Raw genomic sequence first — 23683 nt, forward strand, 5'->3', positions numbered from 1 at the left:
CCCTAGTTTGGATTGTCTTTGGTCATCAGCGTGTAGAAAAGCCAGCTGACAAGCAATGTAATGGCAAAATAGATCAGCGACATCGCTGCTGCCGGCCCCAGATCAAACTGACCAAGCGCAATTTTAACCAGATCAATCGACAGCAATGTTGTCGAATTCCCCGGCCCACCGCCGGTCAGGACAAAGGGCTCGGTATAGATATTGAAGCTGTCCATGAAACGCAAAAGAATGGCGATGGTCAGAACCGTCTTCATTTTCGGCAATTGAATGAAACGGAAAATAGCCCAGTTGCTGGCACCATCGATCTTGGCGGCCTGGTAATAGGCCTCGGGGATCGATACTAGCCCTGCATAGGCCAGCAAAACAACCAATGATGTCCAGTGCCAGGCATCCATAACGATGATAGTGATCCATGCGGCAAGCGGGTCTTGCGTCATGTTATAATTGATCCCAAGCACATCATTCATCAGATATCCAACCAGACCAATTTCCGGCAAGGTGAAAATATTCCACATGGCACCAACGACATTCCATGGGATCAACATCGGCAACGCCATTGTCACCAGACAAACCGAAACCCAGATACCCTTACGCGGCATTGACAAAGCGATAGCAATGCCAAGTGGCACTTCGATTATCAGAATTAGGCCAGTAAAGAGAAACTGACGCCCCAATGCCGCATGAAAACGCTCAGATCGTAGAATATTTTCGAACCAGTCCAGCCCCTGCCAGAAAAACAGATTATTACCAAAAGTTTCCTGAACCGAATAATTGACCACCGTCATCATTGGTATCAGGGCATTAAAGGCCACCAGAAGCAAAACCGGCAGAACAAAAAACCACGCTTTTTGATTTTGTGTTTTCATCAAATGCTCCTAGATCTCGCTTGCCAACCAGCCATCACAATAAAGACGGGTCTGATCCTGTTGGAAAGCAAGCTTTACGACATCACCCTGATTGGGAATATCATCATCAATAATCGCCGATAATCGGGTATCACCAACCATCGCCTGAACAACGCTATGACGCCCGACATCGGACACTTTGACAACGGTCGCTTCAAGACCCTTTTTGCCTATCGAAACAAATTCGGGACGAATGCCAATTTCAGTGCGGCCAGAGAGCCCTGAGCGCACCTTGCCTTCAAGCGGTACCGCTTTGCCCTCAAAAAAAGCACCTTTGTCGCGCATGTCACAAGGCAGGACATTCATGCCCGGCGAGCCAATAAAATGCCCTACAAAGGTGTGCGCCGGACGTGAAAACAATTCAACAGGTGTACCTATCTGGACAATCTCACCTTCATCCATAACAACAACCTGATCAGCAAAAGTCAGAGCCTCGGTTTGGTCATGCGTGACATAGATCATGGTCAATTTGACACGCTGATGCAGTTCTTTGAGCTTGGACCGCAATTTCCATTTCAAATGCGGATCAATCACTGTCAACGGCTCGTCAAACATCACAACATTTACATTGTCGCGTACCAAACCCCGCCCCATGGACAGTTTTTGTTTGTTATCCGGTGACAGGCCTGACGCGCGGCGACCAAGCATGTCCTGCACCTCAAGCAAGCTGGCGATTTCCTGAATGCGCTGGTCGATTTTTACCGCGTCAACACCACGGTTACGCAAAGGAAACGCAAGATTATCGTAAACCGACATAGTGTCGTAGATCACCGGAAACTGGAATACCTGAGCAATATTACGCTGATCGGGCGACAAGTCGGTAACATCCTCGCCATCAAACAGGATACGCCCTTCAGACGGTGTCAGAAGTCCGGAAATAATGTTTAGCAATGTCGATTTGCCACAACCTGACGGGCCAAGCAGCGCATAAGCACCACCATCGTTCCAGTCGAGATCGATATGCTTTAGCGCATAATCATCACGTGAAGCCGGATCAGATGAATAGCTATGTCGGAGATTTGAAAGGGTTATCTTTGCCATGCTATCTCCTATGCCACCAACTGGCCATCGGGTGAAAAGAAAAAGCAATTTTCCGGATTCATGTAGAAGGTACGATCCGTACCAATTTCATAAGGATGGATGCCATGTGCCAGCGATACCCAGTTTTGACCCGCAAAGGAAAAATGCGCACTGCTTTCAGACCCACTTAGTTCGGTCACCGTAATCATGCCTGTCACAGCAACTCTCGTAGCCTTGGTTTTGACAGGAACAACATTGTTGGGACGGATCGCCATGATATAGTTACCATCAGCAAGTGATGTGGCCATATTACTGGCAGTCCATTCAACAGGAACCGCATCGAGCTTAAACGTACTACCCTTTTTAGTGACAGTGATCTGGTTGATTGGCGGATCGGAAAAAACGCTGGCTGATACAATATCAATCGGCTGACGATAAATATCCACAGTGGTACCAAATTGCGTTACATGCCCGTCATGCATCAAAGCGGTTTTGCCACCAAGCAAAAGCGCTTCTTCAGGTTCGGACGTGGCATAGACAACGACAGTGCCGCGTCCAGCAAATAATTCAGGTAATTGTTCGCGCAGTTCTTCGCGCAATTTATAATCCAGATTGGCCAGCGGCTCATCAAGGAAAACAGCATTGCTTTGCTTGGCAATAGCACGTGCCAGCGCGGTACGTTGTTGCTGGCCACCAGACAGTTCATGTGGATAGCGATTTAGCATCGGGCGCAATTGCAGAATATCTGCCGCATCCTCGACACGTCCTTCAATTTCGGATTTAGTCATGCCTGCTACCTTGAGCGGGGACGCAATATTATCAAATACAGTCATATGCGGATAGTTGACGAAAAACTGATGCACCAAGCTTATATTGCGCTTTTGCGTCGTTAGACGGGTTACATCCTGTCCATCCATGATAATCGAACCGGACGCACAGCGATCCAAACCTGCCATCAATTTAATCAGTGATGTCTTGCCCGCGCCAGTTTCACCAAGCAACACGTTAAAATACCCTGTCTCAAGAACCAGACTGGTATCCTTTATATGAACCTGCCCACCCACCTTTTTGGTGATATTTTTTAATTCGAGGGCCATAAACCTACCTTTAAAACTACTGATCCAGCGAAACAAATGATCCAGAAATGGAATCATTTCACTATGGTCAACATTCTACCGCTTAACATCCATGCGGGTAAACCTATGGATGTACGGGTTATGTTCGCTTAAAAAGCTGGGGCTACGCGAGCCCCAGCCCACTTATGGTTCATGCTCAGCAGAACATGAGCTTGCTAGTTATTCGGATAGACTAGTTACTAGCCCAGCGTGCAACAAGCTTGTCGTAGTTCACAGTTTTACCTGCTGGCTTCTCGTTGGCGAGTGGGGGCTTGGCGCCACCATTCTTGTACCAATAAGCCGCGTCCTTTTCTTCGTTCAGACGTGGACCACAACCGCCATATACATTAGCGGCTTCGTCAGCTGCCTGCATACGTGCCATTGTTACGTCCATTTCTTCAGCCAAACGGTTCATAGCTTCCTGTGGTGTAAAGGCACCAGAGTTCACGTCGCCGATCTGCTGCCACCAGATCTGAGCCAGCTTTGGATAATCAGGAACGTTAATACCTGTTGGTGACCAGCGTACACGGTCAGGTGAACGATAGAATTCAACAAGACCACCAAGGTTTTCCGCACGCTCAGAGAACGACTTATGGTTTACCGAGCTGTCACGAATAAAGGTCAGACCAACATGTGACTTTTTCACGTCAACTGTCTTTGAGACAACAAACTGTGCATACAGCCATGCAGCCTTTGCACGATCCAATGGTGTTGACTTAAGGATTGTCCAAGAACCCACGTCCTGATAACCAACCTTCTGGCCCTCTTCCCAATATGGGCCATGCGGGCTAGGTGCCATGCGCCATAGAGGCTTGCCATTGTCATCAACAGTGTTATTGCCTTCTGACTTTGGCTTAACCATATCGGCGGTAAAGGCTGTGTACCAGAAGATCTGCTGGGCAACGTTACCCTGACTCAGAGCTGGCAAAGACTGATAGAAGTCAAATGATGCCGCGCCTGGAGGGGCATAGTTGCGAAGCCATTCGTCCCATTTACGGATTGCGTAAACGGCAGCTGGGCCGTTTGCAGCACCACCGCGTGACACGGATGCACCTGATGGATTACATGATCCAGCTTCCATACGGATGCCCCACTCATCAATCGGGATACCATTTGGCTCACCTTTAGAACCGGCACCAGCCATTGACAGCCACGCATCAGTCATACGCCAACCCAAATCAGGTGCACGCTTGCCGTAATCCATGTGACCAAAGATATCAACGCCATCGATGTTCTTGACGTCTTTTGAGAAGAATTCAGCGATGTCTTCATAAGCAGACCAGTTTACTGGCACACCAAGATCATAGCCGTACTTGGCTTTAAAGGCCTTTTGCAAGTCAGCCCGATCAAACCAGTCTTTACGGAACCAATAGAGGTTTGCAAACTGCTGATCAGGAAGCTGATAAAGATCACCATCAGGGCCCGTGGTAAACTGGGTACCCATGAAGTCGTCAAGATCAAGACCTGGGTTGGTTACGGCTTTACCTTCACCTGCCATGAAGTCGGTCAGATTATAGGCAAGCTGCAAACGTGAATGTGTTCCAATCAGATCGGAGTCGTTCACATAGGCATCATAGAGATTACGCTTTGTCTGCATCTGTGTCTGAACAGCTTGCACAACTTCACCCTCACCAAGAATCTGGTGATTAACTTTAATGCCAGTGATGTCTTCAAAAGCCTTGGTTAGTACTTCAGACTCATATGAATGTGTTGGAATGCCTTCAGACAGAACATTGATTTCCATGCCATTGAATGGCGATGCGGCATCTATGAACCACTGCATCTCAGCAGCCTGTTCGGCTTTTGATAGGGTCGATGGCTGAAACTCATCATCGATCCATTTTTTTGCTGCGGCCGTGTCGGCCATAGCTGAAGATGCCCCTGCCATTGCAACAGCTGCTGCAACCGCGGACAAAATATATGTACGCATTTTATATCCTCCCTAAATTTTATAGCGCCATAAATTAGGCTTATCTCAATCTTCATACGAACATGAAGGCAATGTCAAACTAAAAATTTAGTCGAAATAATAAAGAATTTTCGTATTATTTGGGAAGAATTAAGAATTTCAATGCTCAAATATGTTCGTTTGTTCTAAATCGCGTAAAAAACGAAAATTATGCGTGCGTTTGACGGTGGCTTGCGTTATAACTTTATCGGTCAGGAGACACCAATGACATTGAATGCTCGACAAGAAGAAATTGCCATGTTGCTGCGGGATGTCGACAAAGTGGATGTTGACGAACTGGCAATACGCTTTGACGTTACGGCACAGACTGTGCGACGCGATTTGGGCGATCTATGTGACCGTGGTCTGGCCATACGCACGCATGGAGGCGCCCGGCGTGTGCTATCAACGTCAAGTCGGGGCTATGAAGAACGACGGCGATTGTTTGGCGTGGAAAAAGCCGCGATCGGCAAACAAGCGGCGCAGCTAATTCCAAATAATTGTTCGGTATTTCTGAACATTGGCACCACAACCGAACAAGTGGCCAAAGCGTTAACAGCACATACTGATCTAACGGTCATCTCAAATAATATTAATGTTATTCAGATTTTCCTGAATGCGAAATTGCGCGAACTGGTTCTGGTTGGGGGCGCAGTGCGCCAAAGTGATGGTGCCATCGTTGGTAATCAGGCTGTCGAATTTATTGACCGTTACAAAGCTGATTTTGCTGTGATTGGCGCGTCATCGCTGGATAGCGACGGATCGGTGCTGGATTTTGACGATCGTGAGGTGGCCGTTGCCCGTGCCATTATCCGCAATGCCAGAATCAAAATTCTGGTGGCCGATATTTCAAAATTTGAAAGTGACGCACCAGTCCGTATTTGCGACGTGTCCGAACTTGATTATGTGATTACCGATGCCACGCCTCCTGCCGCATTTTGTGCCGTAGCCGAGGCCGCCAACACCTCAATATTCATAGTTGATGACACTAAATAGGCCGACAATTTTACTTCGTAATGGATCCAATAATGACAAAAATGCCAAAACAACCCCACAAAGACAAAACCGTCGATTTTGATATATTTGTCATTGGTGGCGGAATCAACGGATGTGGCATTGCGCGTGATGCGGCAGGCCGCGGCATGAATGTCGCGCTGGCCGAAATGAACGATCTGGCATCGGCAACATCTTCGGCATCGACAAAGCTGTTTCATGGCGGGCTTCGCTATCTAGAATTTTTTGAATTCCGTCTTGTTCGCGAAGCCTTGATCGAACGTGAGGTTCTGCTTGAAGCCATGCCGCATATTAGCTGGCCAATGCGCTTTGTTTTGCCCTATCACGCCGATATGCGCTTTGTTGGGGATACGCCTTTGTCAAAATTGCTGGGCGGGATAATGCCGTGGATGAAGGGACGTCGGCCAGCCTGGCTGATACGGCTAGGGCTGTTTATGTATGACCATCTTGGTGGGCGTAAAATTCTGCCCCCTACAACGACAGTCAATCTAGAACAGGATCCGGCAGGCATGCCGCTGGATGATAAATTCGTCAAAGCCTTTGAATATTCGGATTGCTGGGTAGAGGATTCACGGCTGGTTGTGCTGAATGCACGTGACGCTGAACAGCGCGGGGCGCATATAATGACGCGTACCAAGGTCACTTTGGCCGAACGCGGAACAGATGGCTGGGTTATTCACACCGAAGATCGCAACAGCGGCGCGCGGCAAAGCTTTACCGCGAAAGCCCTTGTCAATGCTGGCGGACCGTGGGTAGAGAAAATTATCCAGAATACAGCACGCATCAATTCGACCGATGGATTACGGTTGGTGCGTGGTAGTCATATTGTCACGCGCAAACTTTATGACCATGACCGTTGCTATTTTTTCCAGGGCACAGACGGGCGAATATGCTTTGCCATTCCGTATGAAGGCGATTTTACATTAATCGGCACAACCGATGTCGATCATGACGATCCAAATGAGCTGCCTGTCTGCAGTCCCGAGGAACAGGCATATCTGCAAGAGTTCGCCAGTCGGTTTTTCAAAACGCAAATAGCCAATGAAGATATTGTCTGGAGCTATGCTGGCGTGCGCCCGCTTTATAATGATGGCGCAGCCTCGGCAACGGCCGCAACGCGTGACTATGTGTTGCGCATCGATGCGGCAAATAACTTGCCCTTATTGAATGTGTTTGGCGGCAAAATCACCACCTATCGCAAACTGGCGGAATCGGCGATGGCTGAACTTACGAAATATCTGCCCCGCCTGAATGGGGCGACAGGAAACTGGACCGCACGGGTAACATTACCTGGGGGAGACTTTCCGGTTGATGGGTTTGACGATCTATGTATTTCAATCAAAAAACGATATGAATTTCTTAGCGATGCTCATATCCAAAGGCTTGCACGTACCTATGGAACTGAGGTTTTTGACCTGTTGGGTAAATGCACAACAATTGCGGATCTAGGCACAGACTTTGGTGCCAATATCTATGCGGTCGAACTTGACTGGAGCATAAAGCATGAATGGGTTCGATCAGCTGAGGACTTTGTCTGGCGCCGCACAAGGTTAGGATTGAAATTGGATAAGGCACAGATCAGAAAGATCGACAGTTTCATTACTGATACATATAAAAGTATCAGCACGTCAAAAGCCCGTATTAATAGCTGATAGCTTTGTCAAAGCACTTCCATACGGCAAATTACCCTGCTAGCTTATTGGCAGATAAAGGATCGTTACGATGAATGAAACCAGCCAAAATTATAGCCATATAGATGTTAGGCCCTTTGCTCCAAATCTGGGCGCTGAGATACGAGGCATACACATCGCTGACGGGGTGACTGACGAACAGTTTTCCGAGATTCATCATGCCTTTCTGGCGCATCAGGTTCTGTTTTTCAAAGACCAGAAAGAAATCACCCCTGAAGCGCATATCGATTTTGGCAAGCGGTTTGGCCCCTTACATGCACATCCAGCCGCGCCGACAATGGCTGGCTATCCCGAAATCTTTGAAATTCACGCGCATAAAAATTCAAAAGTTGCGAATGGCGAACATTGGCATTCAGACGTGTCATGTGATAACGAACCGCCACTAGGCACGTTGTTACAATTACATATCCTGCCGCCCTGTGGTGGCGATACAATGTTCAGCGATATGTATGCCGCCTTTGACGATCTGTCACCCACACTCGGGACGATGTTGGATGGGCTAACCGCCACGCATGAATCCGAGCATTTCTATCGTGGACGCTATGCCGATCGTGGACGCAAGGATGAAGAAATATCCTATCCTGTTGCTACCCATCCAGTCGTGCGCACACATCCCGAAACAGGTCGTAAAGCGCTTTATATCAATCGCACCTTTACCACGCGGATCAATGAGCTATCAGCCGAGGAAAGCGACGCCATGCTGGCGTTTCTTTTTTCCCATATTGAGCATGTCAATTATCAGATAAGATTCCGCTGGTCGCTGAACGATATGGCTTTCTGGGACAATCGGTGTTGTATGCATCGTGCAATCTGGGACTATTGGCCAGAAGAAAGAAAAGGACGGCGCGTCACTGTTAAAGGTGATATACCCTCATAAAGACGGACGTAATTACATCCGTCTTTGCGCCCCATAACATATCATCAAAGGAGATAAATGTTGGATCCTATCATTTCGGTAGCCCAGCTTAACAAGACCTATGATTCAGGCACAGTTGCGCTTGCCTCGGTTGATCTTGACATTAAGGCAGGTGAAATTCTGGCCTTGTTGGGACCGAATGGTGCTGGAAAAACAACATTGATTTCAATGATATGCGGACTGTTGTCGCATACAAGTGGATCTGTAAAAGTTGGTGGGTTTGACGTTGTCACCGACTATCGCAAAGCCCGGAACCTGATCGGTCTGGTACCGCAGGAAGTTATGCTGGAACCTTTTGAGACAGTTCTTAGTACAGTGCGCTTTTCACGCGGCCTGTTTGGGTATCCACCAGATGCGCAGGTAATAGAAGGTATTTTAAAGCAATTATCACTCTGGGATAAGCGCGATACGCAAATCAAGGAACTGTCTGGCGGCATGAAACGTCGCGTGCTGATCGCCAAGGCGCTGAGCCATCATCCAAAAGTGTTATTTCTGGATGAACCAACCGCTGGCGTTGATGTCGAATTGCGCAAGGATATGTGGAATGTCGTTGCTGACCTGAAAGCGCAAGGCGTGACAATATTGCTGACAACGCATTATATTGAGGAAGCCGAGGCTATTGCTGATCGAGTGGCGGTGATTGCCAAAGGCCAGATTTTGCTGATCGAAGATAAAGAGGCTTTGATGAAGCGGATGGGCACCAAGGAGTTGCACATTCACTTACAAGATACAGTCACATCAATACCAGATAGTCTGGGTTCCTATGATCTTGTCATCAACGACGATAAAATGGGGCTGGTCTATAGCTACGACACCAAAGCAGAGCGCACTGGCATCACCAGCCTGCTATCGGATATTTCATCCGCCGGACTTGTTTTGCGCGATCTGCAAACAGCGCAAAGCTCGCTTGAAGATATCTTCGTTGATCTGGTAAAGGATTAGAAGCATGAATTTCCAAGCAATCAAAGCGATCTATTTTTTCGAGATGGCACGGACGTTTCGGACATTGGTGCAAAGCATCATCTCACCAGTAATTTCAACGGTTTTGTATTTTGTCGTATTTGGCACGGCAATAGGTTCGCGCATGGAATCTATTGAAGGTGTTGAATATGGTGCTTTTATTGTACCAGGCCTCATCATGCTGTCTGTGCTAATGCAAAGCATATCAAATGCGTCATTCGGCATCTATTTTCCAAAATTTATCGGCACCATATACGAACCGCTATCGGCACCTGTTTCCTTTATGGAAATCACCACTGGCTTTGTTGGCGCGGCAGCAACCAAATCGCTGATGATCGGCATTATCATTCTGGGTACATCGTTCCTGTTTGTGCCTGTAAAAATTCTGCACCCCTACTGGATGATGAGCTTTCTGGTGATAACCTGTATTTCGTTTAGCCTGCTTGGCTTTATTCTAGGTATATGGGCGCGCAGCTTTGAACAGTTGAATCTGGTACCTATGCTGATTATAACGCCATTGGTTTTTCTGGGAGGCAGCTTTTATTCGATCGATATGTTGCCTGTCTTCTGGCAAAAAGTGACTTTGTTCAATCCAGTTGTCTATCTGGTATCCGGCTTTCGCTGGTCATTCTTTGGCGTTGCTGATGTACCTGTGACACAAAGCCTGATCGCCATCGGCCTGTTCAGTTTCGTATGTATAGCCATTATTTCATGGATATTCCGTTCCGGATACCGGCTTAAAAACTAGTGTCCATTAAAACGTTACCCAACAAAGGCACGTTCAACAACAAAGCTACCTGGCTTGTTATTCGCGCCTTCGACGAAACCAGCCGCCTCGACAAGCAAGCGCACATCCTTGAGCATGGCCATCGAGCCGCAAATCATCACGCGGTCATGTTCGGGGTCAAGCCCATCAATGCCCAGATGCCTGTATAGCGATCCATCTTGCATAAGTGTGGTGATGCGCCCTGTAAGCGGATGATCGTCACGTGTCGTGCTGGTTATCAGTTGCAATCGGTTGGCGGCAAATTCACCAACAAGCGGATCATCAAGGGTCGCAGCAACGGTATTCTGACTATAGCGAAGCTCATCCACATAACGGCAAGTATGCGTTGCAATGAGCGTTTCGAATTTTTCATAGGCTTCAGGGTCGCGGACAAGCGATGCAAAAGGCGCAAATCCCGTTCCCGTGGAAATCATCCACAGCCGTTTGCCCGGTAGCAAGGCATCAAGCACCAGCGTGCCTGTCGATTTCTTGCGCATCAGGATCGTATCGCCAGCCACGATATTTTGCAGATGTTCGGTCAATGGACCACCAGGCACCTTGATAGAAAAGAATTCGAGCGTTTCATCCCATGACGGGCTAGCAATCGAATAGGCACGAAATACCGATTTTTCACCGGTTGCTGACTCGGGCAATCCAATCATGACAAATTCACCTGACCGAAAGCGGAAGCTGGCAGGCCGTGTGATACGGAAGCGAAACAGATGATCCGTATAATGTTCGACCTCGGTAACGGTTTCGGCAAATAAATTGTCCGGTATCGGTGCCGGCGCCTGAACGTCTGTTTTCACATCTTGCGAAAGAATGTTTTCTGTCATTAGTCTATCTCATATATCTAGCGTTATGTTCAAAAGATTAGAAAAGACGTCACCTGCGAAATGACCTTTAACACAAAATTCAAACCTGATTAATCAACTATCTTTGTGTAGCTTATGTATAGCGCCAGTTTATCACGTGCAATGTAATATCAAAATTTTGCAAAAATTTTGTCATATTCCGTGATAAGCAAAAAAATACACGCAGCTTTGGCTTGTCCAAAAGAATGTCAGACTTTGCCTAACCAGCCAAGCGATCGATCTGTATCACCATCCGGCTTATATTCAGCCCCAAGTGGCGCCATATAGCCAATCGCATCAAGATGCGCATAAATATGCGGATAATATACTTCACCATGATCAGGCGCACCGCGATCAGGCACAGAAGCAAATTGGATATGACCTATGATTGGCAACAGATCGCTTAGCTTGTTGGTGAGATTACCTTCAAGACGCTGAATATGATAGCAGTCAAACATCAGCTTCAGATTAGACGCACCCACTTCGTCGATGATGGCTTTCGCCTGCGCTGATCCCTTTAGGAAATAGCCTGGCGCATCATAGTGATTAAGCGGTTCGATCAAAATGGTGATGCCGTATGGTGCGGCGGCAGTGCAGGCATAGTTCAGATTGGCAATAAAGCTATCATGCGCAGCCTGCCCCGCCGCAAAGCCAGCCATCACGTGAATATTGGGGGCTTTAATGGCAATAGCATAGGTAATCGCCTCATCAATAAAGACGCGGGCATCTGTCTCGCGCCCGGGAAGTGCCGCAACGCCATTTTCACCAGCATCAAGATCACCACGTCTTGTGTTCAAGCCCAGCATGGTCAGACCCGTTTCAGCTAAGGCGGCGGCAACATCTTCGGCAGGCACATCATAAGGCCAATGGCATTCAACCGCATCGAACCCTGCCGAAGCCGCGGCGCGGATGGCGTCAGGCAATGGTAAATCGTTCCACAAAAACCCCAGATTGGCAGAAAAACGTGTCATCAATCCCACTCAAAATCAAAATGCGAAACTATATCGGTGATTTGGGCGGCATCGAGCATCTGTGCATTCACGCCGCGCAAATCACCTTTGCCATGTCTAATACCCTAAAATTGACACCAGAGACAGCACAACAACTCCCAGCAAACAAACAGCCATCACCATATTGATCCGGCGTTGTGCTGTGGAACTGACATCAAGACGGCGCAGACGGCTACCTGCATACAGCCAGGCGATATGCACCGGAATCCAGATCGCATTCAAGATCAGGAGTTTTATAATAGTTTCGGTCAAGAACGAGTCAGGATAAAAGGCAAAGCCAGAGAAAAAGGTCGTATTCACGGCATAGGCTTTGGGGTTAATCAGCTGAAGCATAATTCCTGCAAATATGGCAGGCGACTTGGTTGGATTGATGATCGCAATGCGGGCACCAGAAAAAGCGATCTTGGCAGCAAGATAGGATAAATAACCAGCCGAAAGCACAGCCAAGGCGATACGGATAGCTGGAATATCAAGGATGATCGCCGCCAGCCCCGAAATGACAAGAACGCCAACAAGATTACTGCCAAGAAACAGCCCTACCACATAGCTTGTACCAGACCGCATACCATAGGCGGTGCCAACGCCTGCTGTACTTAACACCCCTGGCCCAGGCGTTATCAAAAGCAGAAAAACAGCAATCGCAAAGGTAAGCACAGGGTTTCCAATTCACGCAATTCATTCTGGGTTGGAAATATCGTAGCGCGATATTTAGACAAAAGCTGCATTCAAAAGTAGTAATATTTGAAAGCTTGGTTAGATTAGATTATAGGCAAAAGTTAAGTCAGGATAGTCAATATGGCGCTTTTAGATGAAAATCGGTTATTGCCGCATGACCCTTCTGGTCGCGCGATTGCCAGACAGTTATATGACAGCGTCAAAGATGTTCCAATCATCAGCCCGCATGGGCATGTCGAGCCGGTTTGGTTTGCCAAAAACGAGGCCTTTTCGAATCCAACCGAACTATTCATCACGCCAGATCATTACATTGTTCGGATGTTGGTATCGCAAGGCATAACATTAGATAGTCTGGGCATTCGGCGTAAAAACGGTTCAGGCAATAGCAAAGAACCTGATCCTAGATCAGTCTGGCATATTTTTGCAGCCCATTATCATTGTTTTCGCGGCACGCCTAGCCGTATGTGGCTGGATCATGTTTTTGAGACATTATTCGGGATGGATGTCGTTTTAAGCGCGGATAATGCTGATGATTATTATGACCGGATTGCCGCATGTCTGCGCACCGATTCATTCCGTCCCCGCGCCCTGTTTGATCAATTCAATATCGAGGTGATAGCAACCACCGAAAGCCCGCTTGATCCACTGGAATCACATCAGGCATTAGCCTTGTCGGACTGGAATGGGCGGGTTATCACAACCTATCGCCCCGATGCGATTATAAATCCACATGCATCAGCGACACATGACGGGGGTTTTGCTGGCGCGATTGAAGAGCTTGGTACGATCACTGGCCTTGGCACAACAAGCTGGCATGGCTATCTTGACGCGCATCGTGATCGGCGCGCTTATTTTCGTAGCTTTGGGGCAACCGCGACCGATCATGGACATCCAACCGCCTTTACCACAGTGCTGGATCAAACTGAAGCGGCGACGCTGTTCGATAAGGCATTGCAAGGCCAGATCAGCGCACATGACGCTGAATTATTTCGCGGGCATATGCTGGTTGAAATGGCACGGATGAGCTGTGAAGACGGCATGGTCATGCAGCTTCATGCCGGATCGCATCGCAATCACGCCCAGCAGATATTTGATGCTTTTGGTGCTGATAAAGGCTTTGATATCCCGATGCTAACAGATTATGTGAACGGGCTGAAACCACTATTGAACGAGATGGGACATAATCCAGCCCTGAAGATGATCCTGTTCACCCTCGATGAAACAACCCTGTCGCGCGAATTGGCACCACTGGCGGGTGCCTATCCAGTGTTACTGCTAGGGCCAGCTTGGTGGTTCTTTGACAGCCCTGACGGTATGCGCCGCTATCGTGAATTGACCACCGAGACAGCCGGTTTTTATAACACCGCTGGTTTTAATGATGACACACGTGCCTTTTGCTCGATTCCAGCGCGCCATGATGTGTCACGGCGGGTTGATTGCGCCTATCTGGCCGATCTGGTGATGCGCGGACGGCTGGGCGAAGATGAGGCCGCCATTGTGGCCCATGATCTGGCCTATGGGCTGGCAAAAAAGGCCTATAAGCTGTGAGTGTGACAACAACAATTCAGGATTCAAGGCCGCCTATCCGCATTGTGCATCTTGGCATTGGCGCGTTTTTTCGTGCGTTTGGTCTTGCCTATCTTGAAAGGCTCAATGCAACGATTCCATCACGCGATGAGCGGTATGGTGTCATGGGCGTCAGCTTTCGATCACCAGCAGTCCGTGATGCCCTTGCGGCGCAAGGTTATGTTTATACAGCACTTGAACGCGGACCCGATGGCGATATGGCGCGTACCATTACCAGCCTGTGTGATGTCGCGTTAAGTCGCGAAGAACAAAGTCGCATTCTGGCGCAGATGGCTGATGAAAAGGTCAGCATTGTGTCGCTGACGATAACTGAAAAAGGCTATTGCCACCATGATGGTGCGCTTGATCTGGCGCATCCCGATATTGCGCATGATATAGCCAATCCCGAAGATCCAGTTTCGGCACCTGGTTACATTGTTGCATCATTGGCAATGCGGCGTGACGCGGGCATTCCCCCCTTTAGCTGTCTGCCATGCGATAATCTTTCCAATAATGGGCGATTGCTGGCAGATATTGTGCATGCGCTGGCTGAACGGATTGATCCCGAACTGGCAGCATGGATCAAGACTGAAGTGCGTTTTCCAGTGACCATGATCGACCGGATTGTCCCGGCGACAACGGATTCTGACCGCGCGTATGCGGCCACAATCATCGGGTATGAAGACCATGCCCCTGTTATACATGAACCGTTTAGTCAGTGGGTGATCGAAGATGATTTCGGCGCTCTTGGGCGACCTGATTTTGCTGCTGTTGGCGCACAAATGGTTGCGGATGTCGCGCCCTTTGAAAGCATGAAGCTGCGTTGTCTGAACGGCAGCCATACAGCTTTGGCCATTCTTGGACTGTTAAGTGGCAAGGAAACGGTTAGCGAAGCGATCAGTGACCCTGCCTTATCCGATTTTGTCGAATATCTGTGGCGATGGGAAATCTGTCCGTCGGTTGATGTGCCACGTGGGGTTGATATTGCCGATTATTGTCAGGCTTTGCGGAAACGTTACGGCAATTCAGCGATCGTCCATCAAACAGTACAAATCGCAACGGATACGTCAAAAAAGCTTCCCCCGCGTATTCTTGAACCTATCGCCGATAATCTGCAAGCGGGGCGATCTGTTTCGGGTTTGTGTCTTATAATTGCTGGCTGGATGTTTTTTATCAGATCAGCGTATATGATGGGTGATGTGATTAATGACCCGCTGGCCGATAGCTTTGGCGCGATCGTAAATGATACAATAGATAATGATGCCTATGTGACAGCCATGCTGGAAATAGACAGTGTTTTCAGCCCCGATTTAGCCCACCATGATATGTTTGTTTCACGCATCATGAACTGGTACCGCAAGATTGGCAAAGACGGGATTGACGCGTGTTTGCGCCAAGCGACAAGGGAGGCAACATGATTGAAGCATGGCGCTGGTTTGGCCCTCTGGACAAGATTACCCTGCCCGAAATCACGCAAACAGGTGCGTCGGGTATTGTGTCAGCGTTACATGAGATTCCCTATGGTGAAATCTGGCCTGTCGATGCGATTAGTACACAGCAGAAAATGGTTGCTAATACAGGTTTACTGGACTGGATGGTTGTTGAAAGCTTGCCAATTCACGAACGTATTAAGCGCGGTGAAGGTGACCTGAGTACGCTATTTGCCAATTATCGGCAATCAATGGCCAATCTGGCTGCATGTGGCATTTATACGATCTGCTATAATTTCATGCCCTTGCTTGACTGGACGCGAACAACTTTGGATGCGCCGGTAAAAGGCGGCGGCATGGCCTTACGCTTTGACCGTCAAGAAATGGCGATATTTGAAATATTCATGCTCGAACGTGATGGTGCCGAAGCCGACTATACGCCTGAGATTGTTGACGCTGCCAAGCAGCGTTTTGACCAGATGAAGCAAAATGACAAAGACCGTTTGCTGGCCAGCATCATGGCTGGATTACCTGGTGCTTTTGATCGTTATTCGATCAGTCAGCTTCGTGATGAATTGGCAAAATACAAAGATATTGACCGCGACAGCTTACGGGCAAATTACAGCCGCTTTTTACATGAGGTTATCCCGACTGCCACCACGTTGGGCATGCGGCTATGCGTACATCCTGATGATCCCCCGCGTGATGTTCTGGGGCTACCGCGCATTGTGTCCAGCCACGCCGATATTGCATGGATCATGGATGAGGTCGATAACATGGCAAACGGGCTGACTTTGTGCAGTGGATCACTAGGTGCCAGTCCCGATAATGATGTACCGCAAATCGCCGCCGAATTTGCCGACAGGATACATTTTGCGCATCTGCGCAATGTCAGCAAGGACGCTGATGGATCGTTTCAGGAAGCCGCCCATCTAGATGGTGATGTCGATATGGTGGCGCTGGTCAAAGCCCTGATGAATGAAGAAAAACGACGTCGGCAAAGGGGACGCGCCGATCACCAGATTGTATTTCGCCCTGACCATGGGCATGAATTGCTTTCGGATATAGGGCGCGGCACACATCCCGGCTATCCATTGATCGGACGTATGCGTGGGTTGGCCGAATTACGCGGCATCATCCATGCGCTAGCGCATGAGCAAAAGGAATAAGCAATGACATTATGTCTTGGCATTGGTGAATTGATGGTCGAACTGGCACCCACCCAGACGCCAAATTTACTGCAACGTGGCTTTGCCGGTGATGTTTTTAACAGCCTGTATTATGCGCGTATGATGATGCCTCAAGACTGGCGCGTGGCGTTGCATACGGGCCTTGGCACCGACCAGCTATCTGATGACATGATCGATTTCATGGCAAACCATCATATCACCTGTGACAATATCCCAAGGATTGAAAACCGGACAGTCGGCCTTTATATGATCCAGCTTCATGACGGCGAGAGACGCTTCAGCTATTGGCGTAATGACTCAGCCGCCCGACTGATGATGCGTGATCCCGAACAACTGGCCGATAAGCTGGCGAATGCGCGTTATATCTATCTATCGGGGATTACCCTTGCAATCCTGACGCCCGATGACCGCGCACATTTGCTGAGCTTGATTGCATCAGCCAAGAATGCTGACAAGACAGTGTTTTTTGACAGCAATATCCGCCCAAAATTATGGGATAGTATGGATGAGATGCGCGAAGCCATTACCGAGGCCGGACGCATTGTCGATGTTATTCTTCCAAGTTTAGATGATGAGAAAATGGCCTTTGGCGACAATGATGACATTGATGTTGCTACGCGCTATCTGGCATTAGGGGCAGAAGCGGTTATTGTCAAAAATGGGTCTGCACCAACCTTATTTTCGACAGCATCGGGGCATCAGCATTATGCCCCCTGCCCGATTGATAGCATGATCGACAGCACTGCCGCAGGTGATGCCTTTAACGGCGCTATCATGGCACGGCTGGCGGCTGGCGACAGCATCGATGATGCCATCAAGGCCGCGCATAAATGCGCCGCGATCGTGATTACGCATATCGGGGCATTGGCACCCAAACATTTATTCTCTAACGAGTTTGGCTAGGACATATTTTGAAACAGCTAATTTTGAAACAGCTAAAAATATGCAAAAATGCCTGCCCTGAAACGGTCACTCAGCTTAATATAATCTTTTAGATAAAAGGTATAATCATGAAACTTTTACGCTATGGCCAAACTGGCTCTGAAAAACCCGGCTTGATTGATAAAGATGGCAATATCCGTGATCTATCAGCGCATATTGATGATATTAACGGTCATATGTTATCGGATGCCATCCTTGATAGATTACGTGCGCTTGACCCCGTATCTTTGCCACTGGTTCAGGGGGAACAACGCATTGGCGCCTGCGTAAATGGTGTTGGCAAATTCATGTGTATCGGCTTGAATTATTCGGATCATGCGGCCGAAACAGGTTCCGATATTCCAGCGCATCCAATTTTGTTCATGAAAGCGACCTCGGCAATTATTGGCGCAAATGACAAGGTGATGATCCCGCGCAATTCAAACGCAACTGACTGGGAAGTCGAATTAGGCGTGGTGATTGGCAAGGCATGCAAATATGTCACGCCAGACGAAGCGCTCGATTATGTCGCTGGCTATTGCGTGGCAAATGATGTGTCCGAACGGCATTTTCAGGCCAAGCTGACTGGCCAATGGACAAAAGGTAAATCATGCGACACCTTTGGTCCGATTGGTCCATGGCTGGTGACACGTGATGAAATAAGCGATCCGCAAAATCTAGATATGACGCTCGATGTGAATGGTGAACGCCGCCAGACAGGTAATACAAAGACAATGATTTTCAGTGTTGCCGAATGCATAGCGCATCTTTCACAATTAATGACTTTGCATCCGGGCGATGTGATTTCAACAGGCACCCCGCCAGGCGTAGGCCTTGGCATGAAGCCAAAGCCTGTTTATCTGAAAGAGGGTGATGTTATGGATGTCTGGATCGATGGGCTGGGTCAACAGCACCAAATAGTCGGGCAAGATAGCTGATCTTTATGTCACAACATGGTGCATATGAACTAGGGACGCCAAAATGACCTCAATGCTGCTGATCGGTGGGGCAACGCCGATCATGATGAAAGAATTCACCAAAAATTTCACCGTTCATATTTGGGATGATATTGACAATAAGGACGCGTTTCTAGCTAAATATGGTGCCGAAATTGCCGCCGTGGCCACGAATGGCCATGATGGTGTTTCGCCAGAGATCATGGCTGGACTTGATAATCTGAAGATCATTTCCTGTTATGGCGTTGGCTATGATGCCATTGATACCAAAATCGCCAATGCCCGCGATATAATGGTCACGCATACACCCATTGTGCTGAATAATGATGTCGCCAATACGGCGATCATGCTGATGCTGGCGGTGAGCCGCCGGTTGGTGCATGACCATGAATGGGTTTGCTCGGGACGCTGGAAAGAACAGGGCAATGCACCACTGACCAGATCGATCGAAGGCACTAAGGTTGGCATCTTTGGGCTAGGACGAATTGGTCAGACAATTGCCCGCAAGCTGGCGGCATTTGATTGCGACATTGCCTATCATACGCGCACTGAAAGGCCCAATCTGCCATACCGCTTTTATGATAATCTGGCCAAAATGGCGGCAGATGTCGATTATCTCATCGCGATCACGCCAGGCGATGCCTCAACCCATAAAAAAGTAAACCGTGCGGTCATTGATGCGTTGGGTTCAGAGGGTGTTTTCATCAATGTCGGGCGTGGATCGGTTGTCGATGAAGAGGCGCTGGTTGCGGCGCTGGAAGATGGCAGCCTTGGCGGGGCGGGACTGGATGTGTTTGCCAATGAGCCAAACGTGCCGCCTGCCTTATTCGGAATGGATAACGTAACGCTGACCCCGCATGTGGCAAGTGCCACAGTAGAAACACGGCGCGCTATGGGCGATTTAACAATTGAAAATCTGCTTCGGTTTTTCAATGACGGCAAAGTAACAACGCCAGTGCCTGAATGCGCACATATGAAAGCCGCGCAATAGATAACAAATATCTATATGAGTGGGTCAATAGCGGCAAGAATTCTGGTAATGACAGCATCCTTGCTTCCGCTTATGTCAATATGGCTTGCTGACTCTTTATCGTCTGGCACTTCAAGAACGTCAAACTGGCTATCAATTAGACTGATTGGCATGAAATGGTTATCGCGTGCGGTCATGCGTTTGACAATCATCGGGCGATCCGCATCAAGATAGATAAAATGCACTGGCATCCCTGCCGTGTTGGTCAGATATTCCCGATAGCATTTACGCAAAGCCGAACAGCCGACAAAAACGACACCTGTCGGGATTGTCATCTGCGCCGCCACCACTTTCAGCCATGTCCAGCGATCATCATCGCTCAACGGCATGCCCGCCGACATATTGGCTATATTTGCAGGCGGATGAAAATCATCTCCCTCAATATATGTCGCCTTTTTACGATCAGCCAGTATGGCGCCGTAAGATGACTTGCCTGATCCTGTGATCCCCATCAATACAAATAGTCGAACTGGTGCCAGACCCATGTCTAATCAAGGCGTTTGCCGTGCGTTGCATCAAACAGGTGGATATTCTCAAGCGCAAAGCCAAGCTTAACTTTGGCATCGCGTATGAAATTCTGAACGCCTGACAAACGTGCTGTTATCGTTGAGTCCGACCCATCAAGAATACCATGCACAAGTGTATCGGCACCAAGCTGTTCGACCATATCAACCGTTATCGTAATCGACGCCGCCGCTTTTGACCGGCTTGTCATGACGGTTAGATGCTCAGGGCGGATACCAACCGTTACAGTTTGTGAATTGTCCGATTTAACCGCCGCAGAAAGTGTTATTTTATCCCCATTTGCCAGCGTTATAACACGCTTTACTTTATCTAGCTTTGCCGACAGAAAATTCATTGACGGGCTACCAATAAAGCCAGCAACAAAAACTGACGCTGGTGTTTGATAAAGATCAATCGGCATGCCGAATTGTTCAACAACACCCGCATTCATGACCATAAGGCGATCACCAAGGGTCATGGCTTCAACCTGGTCATGGGTTACATAAACGCTGGTAATGCCAAGGCGTTCTTGAAGCTTTTTGATTTCCAGACGCATCTGAACCCGCAATTTAGCATCCAGATTGGACAATGGTTCGTCAAACAGGAACACCGCCGGTTCGCGCACAATAGCGCGCCCCATAGCCACGCGCTGGCGCTGACCACCACTGATATGACGTGGCTGGCGATCGAGCAGATCGGTAATTTCCAGAATGGCGGCGGCGGCCTCTACCCGGCGTTTGATTTCGTCGCGCGGGACTTTCTGAATTTTCAGCCCATAAGACATATTTTCAAAAACCGACATATGCGGATATAGCGCATAGGTCTGAAACACCATGGCAATATCGCGCGCGGCAGGCTCTAGGTCATTTACGCGGTTTCCATTGATGATAATATCGCCGTCAGTCACCGTTTCCAGTCCCGCGATCATGCGTAACAGGGTTGATTTCCCACATCCGGACGGCCCAACGATAACGACAAATTCCCCGTCCTTTACCTGTCCGTCAATGCCGTGGATCACCTCTGTCTTGGCATATGATTTATGTAGATTTTTAAATTCTATATTGCCCATTTCAATCTCTCTTCACGCAGGGTGATACCTATTTCTCAGACTCGACAAGGCCTTTGACAAATAGCTTTTGCATCAAAATCACAACCAGCACCGGTGGCAACATTGCCAAAAGCGCGGTCATCATGATGATATTCCAAACAGGCGACTGTTCGGCCGCTTCAAGCATTTGTTTGATGCTCATGACAATGGTGTAATTTGCCTGATCCGTGGTGATAATCAGCGGCCATAGATACTGATTCCAACCATAAATAAATAAAATAACAAACAATGCCGCAATATTTGTCCGCGACAACGGAATAAGGAAATCAATGAAAAAGCGCATCGGACTGGCACCATCAATGCGAGCTGATTCAACAAGTTCGCCCGGAATTGTCATAAAGACCTGGCGAAACAGAAACGTGGCGGTAGCCGACGCAATAAGCGGGATACTCAGACCCGCATAGCTATTCAACATGCCAAGATTAGCCACAACTTCGAATGTTGGAATAATACGAACCTCAACCGGAAGCATCAAGGTCACGAAAATCATCCAGAAGCACAGCATGCGCATGGGAAAGCGGAAATAGACAATCGCAAATGCCGACAGCAATGAAATGATAATTTTACCAAAGGTGATGCTGAGCGCCATAATTAAACTATTCAGCAACATCAGCCATACTGGCGCGGTTTCGGTACCTTCAAGACCAGTGCCAAATAATGCCGCGTTGAAGTTCACCCAGAATTGGTCGCCAAGCATAAGTGGGACTGGCACCTGTAACATCCGAACGCCATCATGACTAGCACCCACAAGCATAATCCAGATTGGGATCGCAATAATGGCAATGCCCAGAATGAGGACAATATGCGTTACAATTCTGAGAAAGCGACGATTTTCAACCATCAATATTGCACCCTTCGCTCGACATAACGGAACTGGAAAATAGTCAGCGAAATAACAATCGCCATCAGAATAACCGACTGTGCCGCAGACCCACCAAGATCAAGGCCGATAAAGCCATCATTGAACACTTTATAGACCAGAATTTCGGTTGATTTTGCAGGCCCACCGCTGGTCAAAGAATGGACAATCCCGAAGGTATCGAAAAACGCATAGACTGTATTGATAACAAGCAGGAAAAAGGTCGTTGGTGATAAAAGTGGAAAAATAATTGTCCAGAAACGGCGCATCGGACTGGCACCATCAATCGCCGCCGCCTCAATCAGTGAGCGTGGCACGGCTTGCATGCCCGCTAGGAAAAACAGGAAATTATAGGCAATCTGTTTCCATGCTGCGGCCAGAATGACCAGCGTCATAGCGTGATTGCCATTCAGTTTGTAATTCAGATCAACACCGACAAATTTCAAAAAATATGTCCAGATGCCAAGTGTGGGATCAAACATGAATACCCATAAGGCACCCGCCAATGCAGGGGCGACAGCATAAGGCCAAATCAGAAAGGTACGATAGATAAGCGCTCCCTTTATGACACGGTCAGCAAAGCCAGCAAGGACTAAGGCAAAACTCATCGACAGGCCCGCTACCGCTAATGAGAAAAGGCCTGTACGCAAAAAAGCATCGATATAATAAGGATCTTCAAATAGCATTTGATAGTTCTCGAACCAGACAAATTCAGAACTAAAACCAAAAGCATCTTCAATCAAAAATGACTGATACAAAGCCTGTGCCGCTGGCCAGAGGAAAAAAATCAAGGTGATGATAATTTGCGGCGCGACCAGCAAATAAGGCAAAGAGCGGGATTTAAAGATAACGCGTTCTTGCATAAAAAAATCCAAAGCTGAAAAGCATCTTACCCCATGATCAGGTGACCATGGGGTAGCAATTTAGGCGTTATTTATTTGCACGCTCGAACTTGCGAAGAAGCACATTACCACGCTTGGTAGCTTCATCCATCGCATCACTTGACGATTTGGCACCACTCCAGATGGCTTCCATTTCTTCGTTGATGACATCACGGACCTGAACATAATTACCAAAACGCAGACCTTTAGAATTCGCTGTTGGCGTGTTCAGATTCAGCTGTTTAATAGCTGTGTCTGTACCCGGGTTTGTATCGTAGAAACCTTGCTTCTTTGACAGATCATAAGCGGCTGTTGTGATTGGCACATAGCCAGTTTCCTGATGCCACCACGCCTGCACTTCAGC

22 protein-coding genes and 1 pseudogene are annotated in these 23683 nt (G+C 48.2%); 11 read left to right on the forward strand and 12 right to left on the reverse strand.

Annotated features, from left to right (window positions below):
* Positions 1–2: 2 nt before the first annotated feature.
* The 4 genes from ABNT28_RS00575 to ABNT28_RS00590 form a co-directional block, all read right to left on the reverse strand.
* Positions 3–866, reverse strand: coding sequence for a sugar ABC transporter permease (locus tag ABNT28_RS00575; protein WP_332923705.1), 864 nt, complete (start codon positions 864–866; stop codon positions 3–5).
* 9 nt (positions 867–875) lie between these two features.
* Complete coding sequence (locus ABNT28_RS00580) at positions 876–1946, reverse strand: ABC transporter ATP-binding protein (protein WP_332923704.1); 1071 nt, start codon at positions 1944–1946, stop codon at positions 876–878.
* An 8-nt stretch (positions 1947–1954) separates the two neighbouring features.
* Positions 1955–3022, reverse strand: coding sequence for an ABC transporter ATP-binding protein (locus tag ABNT28_RS00585; RefSeq protein WP_332923703.1), 1068 nt, complete (start codon positions 3020–3022; stop codon positions 1955–1957).
* A 211-nt stretch (positions 3023–3233) separates the two neighbouring features.
* On the reverse strand, positions 3234–4970 hold the full coding sequence (locus tag ABNT28_RS00590) for an ABC transporter substrate-binding protein (protein ID WP_332923702.1): 1737 nt from the start codon (positions 4968–4970) through the stop codon (positions 3234–3236).
* A gap of 243 nt (positions 4971–5213) precedes the next feature.
* On the opposite strand from ABNT28_RS00590, the gene ABNT28_RS00595 reads away from it, so the two are divergent.
* The 5 genes from ABNT28_RS00595 to ABNT28_RS00615 all read left to right on the forward strand — a co-directional run bounded on the left by ABNT28_RS00595 (position 5214) and on the right by ABNT28_RS00615 (position 10317).
* Positions 5214–5984 carry a DeoR/GlpR family DNA-binding transcription regulator gene (locus ABNT28_RS00595; RefSeq protein WP_348720841.1) on the forward strand — a complete coding sequence of 257 codons (771 nt, stop codon included), beginning with the start codon at positions 5214–5216 and terminating at the stop codon, positions 5982–5984.
* A gap of 32 nt (positions 5985–6016) precedes the next feature.
* On the forward strand, positions 6017–7654 hold the full coding sequence (gene glpD, locus ABNT28_RS00600) for a glycerol-3-phosphate dehydrogenase (RefSeq protein ID WP_348720842.1): 1638 nt from the start codon (positions 6017–6019) through the stop codon (positions 7652–7654).
* A gap of 70 nt (positions 7655–7724) precedes the next feature.
* Positions 7725–8570 (forward strand): TauD/TfdA family dioxygenase, encoded by an 846-nt coding sequence (locus tag ABNT28_RS00605; RefSeq protein WP_332924318.1) that lies wholly within the window; start codon positions 7725–7727, stop codon positions 8568–8570.
* A gap of 57 nt (positions 8571–8627) precedes the next feature.
* Positions 8628–9551: an ABC transporter ATP-binding protein gene (locus ABNT28_RS00610; RefSeq protein ID WP_332924319.1), complete on the forward strand. Its 924-nt coding sequence runs from the start codon at positions 8628–8630 to the stop codon at positions 9549–9551.
* Positions 9552–9555: 4 nt separating this feature from the next.
* Positions 9556–10317 (forward strand): ABC transporter permease, encoded by a 762-nt coding sequence (locus ABNT28_RS00615; protein ID WP_332924320.1) that lies wholly within the window; start codon positions 9556–9558, stop codon positions 10315–10317.
* Between the two features lie 14 nt (positions 10318–10331).
* Here the strand turns inward: ABNT28_RS00615 and ABNT28_RS00620 are convergent, their stop codons facing one another.
* The 3 genes from ABNT28_RS00620 to ABNT28_RS00630 form a co-directional block, all read right to left on the reverse strand.
* On the reverse strand, positions 10332–11171 hold the full coding sequence (locus ABNT28_RS00620; RefSeq protein WP_348720843.1) for a ferredoxin--NADP reductase: 840 nt from the start codon (positions 11169–11171) through the stop codon (positions 10332–10334).
* Positions 11172–11398: 227 nt separating this feature from the next.
* Complete coding sequence (locus ABNT28_RS00625; RefSeq protein ID WP_332924322.1) at positions 11399–12160, reverse strand: TIM barrel protein; 762 nt, start codon at positions 12158–12160, stop codon at positions 11399–11401.
* 96 nt (positions 12161–12256) lie between these two features.
* Positions 12257–12853, reverse strand: a complete 597-nt coding sequence (locus ABNT28_RS00630) for a LysE family translocator (RefSeq protein WP_332924323.1) — start codon at positions 12851–12853, stop codon at positions 12257–12259.
* A gap of 141 nt (positions 12854–12994) precedes the next feature.
* On the opposite strand from ABNT28_RS00630, the gene uxaC reads away from it, so the two are divergent.
* The 6 genes from uxaC (at position 12995) to ABNT28_RS00660 (ending at position 19928) form a co-directional block, all read left to right on the forward strand.
* The gene (uxaC, locus tag ABNT28_RS00635) at positions 12995–14422 is read left to right on the forward strand and encodes a glucuronate isomerase (protein WP_348720844.1); all 1428 of its coding nucleotides are present in this window, start codon (positions 12995–12997) and stop codon (positions 14420–14422) included.
* Positions 14419–15858, forward strand: coding sequence for a mannitol dehydrogenase family protein (locus ABNT28_RS00640; RefSeq protein ID WP_348720845.1), 1440 nt, complete (start codon positions 14419–14421; stop codon positions 15856–15858). The genes uxaC and ABNT28_RS00640 overlap by 4 nt, the downstream gene beginning before the upstream one ends.
* Complete coding sequence (gene uxuA / locus ABNT28_RS00645; RefSeq protein ID WP_348720846.1) at positions 15855–17039, forward strand: mannonate dehydratase; 1185 nt, start codon at positions 15855–15857, stop codon at positions 17037–17039. The genes ABNT28_RS00640 and uxuA overlap by 4 nt, the downstream gene beginning before the upstream one ends.
* A gap of 3 nt (positions 17040–17042) precedes the next feature.
* Positions 17043–17963 carry a sugar kinase gene (locus ABNT28_RS00650; RefSeq protein WP_332924327.1) on the forward strand — a complete coding sequence of 307 codons (921 nt, stop codon included), beginning with the start codon at positions 17043–17045 and terminating at the stop codon, positions 17961–17963.
* A 107-nt stretch (positions 17964–18070) separates the two neighbouring features.
* Positions 18071–18919: a fumarylacetoacetate hydrolase family protein gene (locus ABNT28_RS00655; RefSeq protein WP_332924328.1), complete on the forward strand. Its 849-nt coding sequence runs from the start codon at positions 18071–18073 to the stop codon at positions 18917–18919.
* A 43-nt stretch (positions 18920–18962) separates the two neighbouring features.
* Positions 18963–19928: a 2-hydroxyacid dehydrogenase gene (locus ABNT28_RS00660; protein ID WP_332924329.1), complete on the forward strand. Its 966-nt coding sequence runs from the start codon at positions 18963–18965 to the stop codon at positions 19926–19928.
* A gap of 11 nt (positions 19929–19939) precedes the next feature.
* On the opposite strand, the gene ABNT28_RS00665 is transcribed toward ABNT28_RS00660, so the two are convergent.
* From ABNT28_RS00665 to ABNT28_RS00685, 5 genes and pseudogenes are all read right to left on the reverse strand, one after another.
* Positions 19940–20452, reverse strand: coding sequence for a gluconokinase (locus tag ABNT28_RS00665; RefSeq protein ID WP_332924330.1), 513 nt, complete (start codon positions 20450–20452; stop codon positions 19940–19942).
* Positions 20453–20454: 2 nt separating this feature from the next.
* A complete protein-coding gene (gene ugpC, locus ABNT28_RS00670) occupies positions 20455–21540 on the reverse strand; it encodes a sn-glycerol-3-phosphate ABC transporter ATP-binding protein UgpC (RefSeq protein WP_332924331.1) in 1086 nt (361 codons plus the stop codon).
* A 28-nt stretch (positions 21541–21568) separates the two neighbouring features.
* Positions 21569–22420 carry a sn-glycerol-3-phosphate ABC transporter permease UgpE gene (gene ugpE / locus ABNT28_RS00675; protein WP_332924332.1) on the reverse strand — a complete coding sequence of 284 codons (852 nt, stop codon included), beginning with the start codon at positions 22418–22420 and terminating at the stop codon, positions 21569–21571.
* Entirely contained in the window at positions 22420–23301 is an 882-nt protein-coding gene (gene ugpA, locus ABNT28_RS00680; RefSeq protein WP_332924333.1) for a sn-glycerol-3-phosphate ABC transporter permease UgpA, read from the reverse strand. The genes ugpE and ugpA overlap by 1 nt, the downstream gene beginning before the upstream one ends.
* Before the next feature lie 67 nt (positions 23302–23368).
* Positions 23369–23683, reverse strand: a pseudogene (locus tag ABNT28_RS00685) (sn-glycerol-3-phosphate ABC transporter substrate-binding protein); the annotation flags it as partial.

This window comes from uncultured Candidatus Puniceispirillum sp. (genome assembly GCF_963979125.1).
Lineage (GTDB): Bacteria > Pseudomonadota > Alphaproteobacteria > Puniceispirillales > Puniceispirillaceae > Puniceispirillum.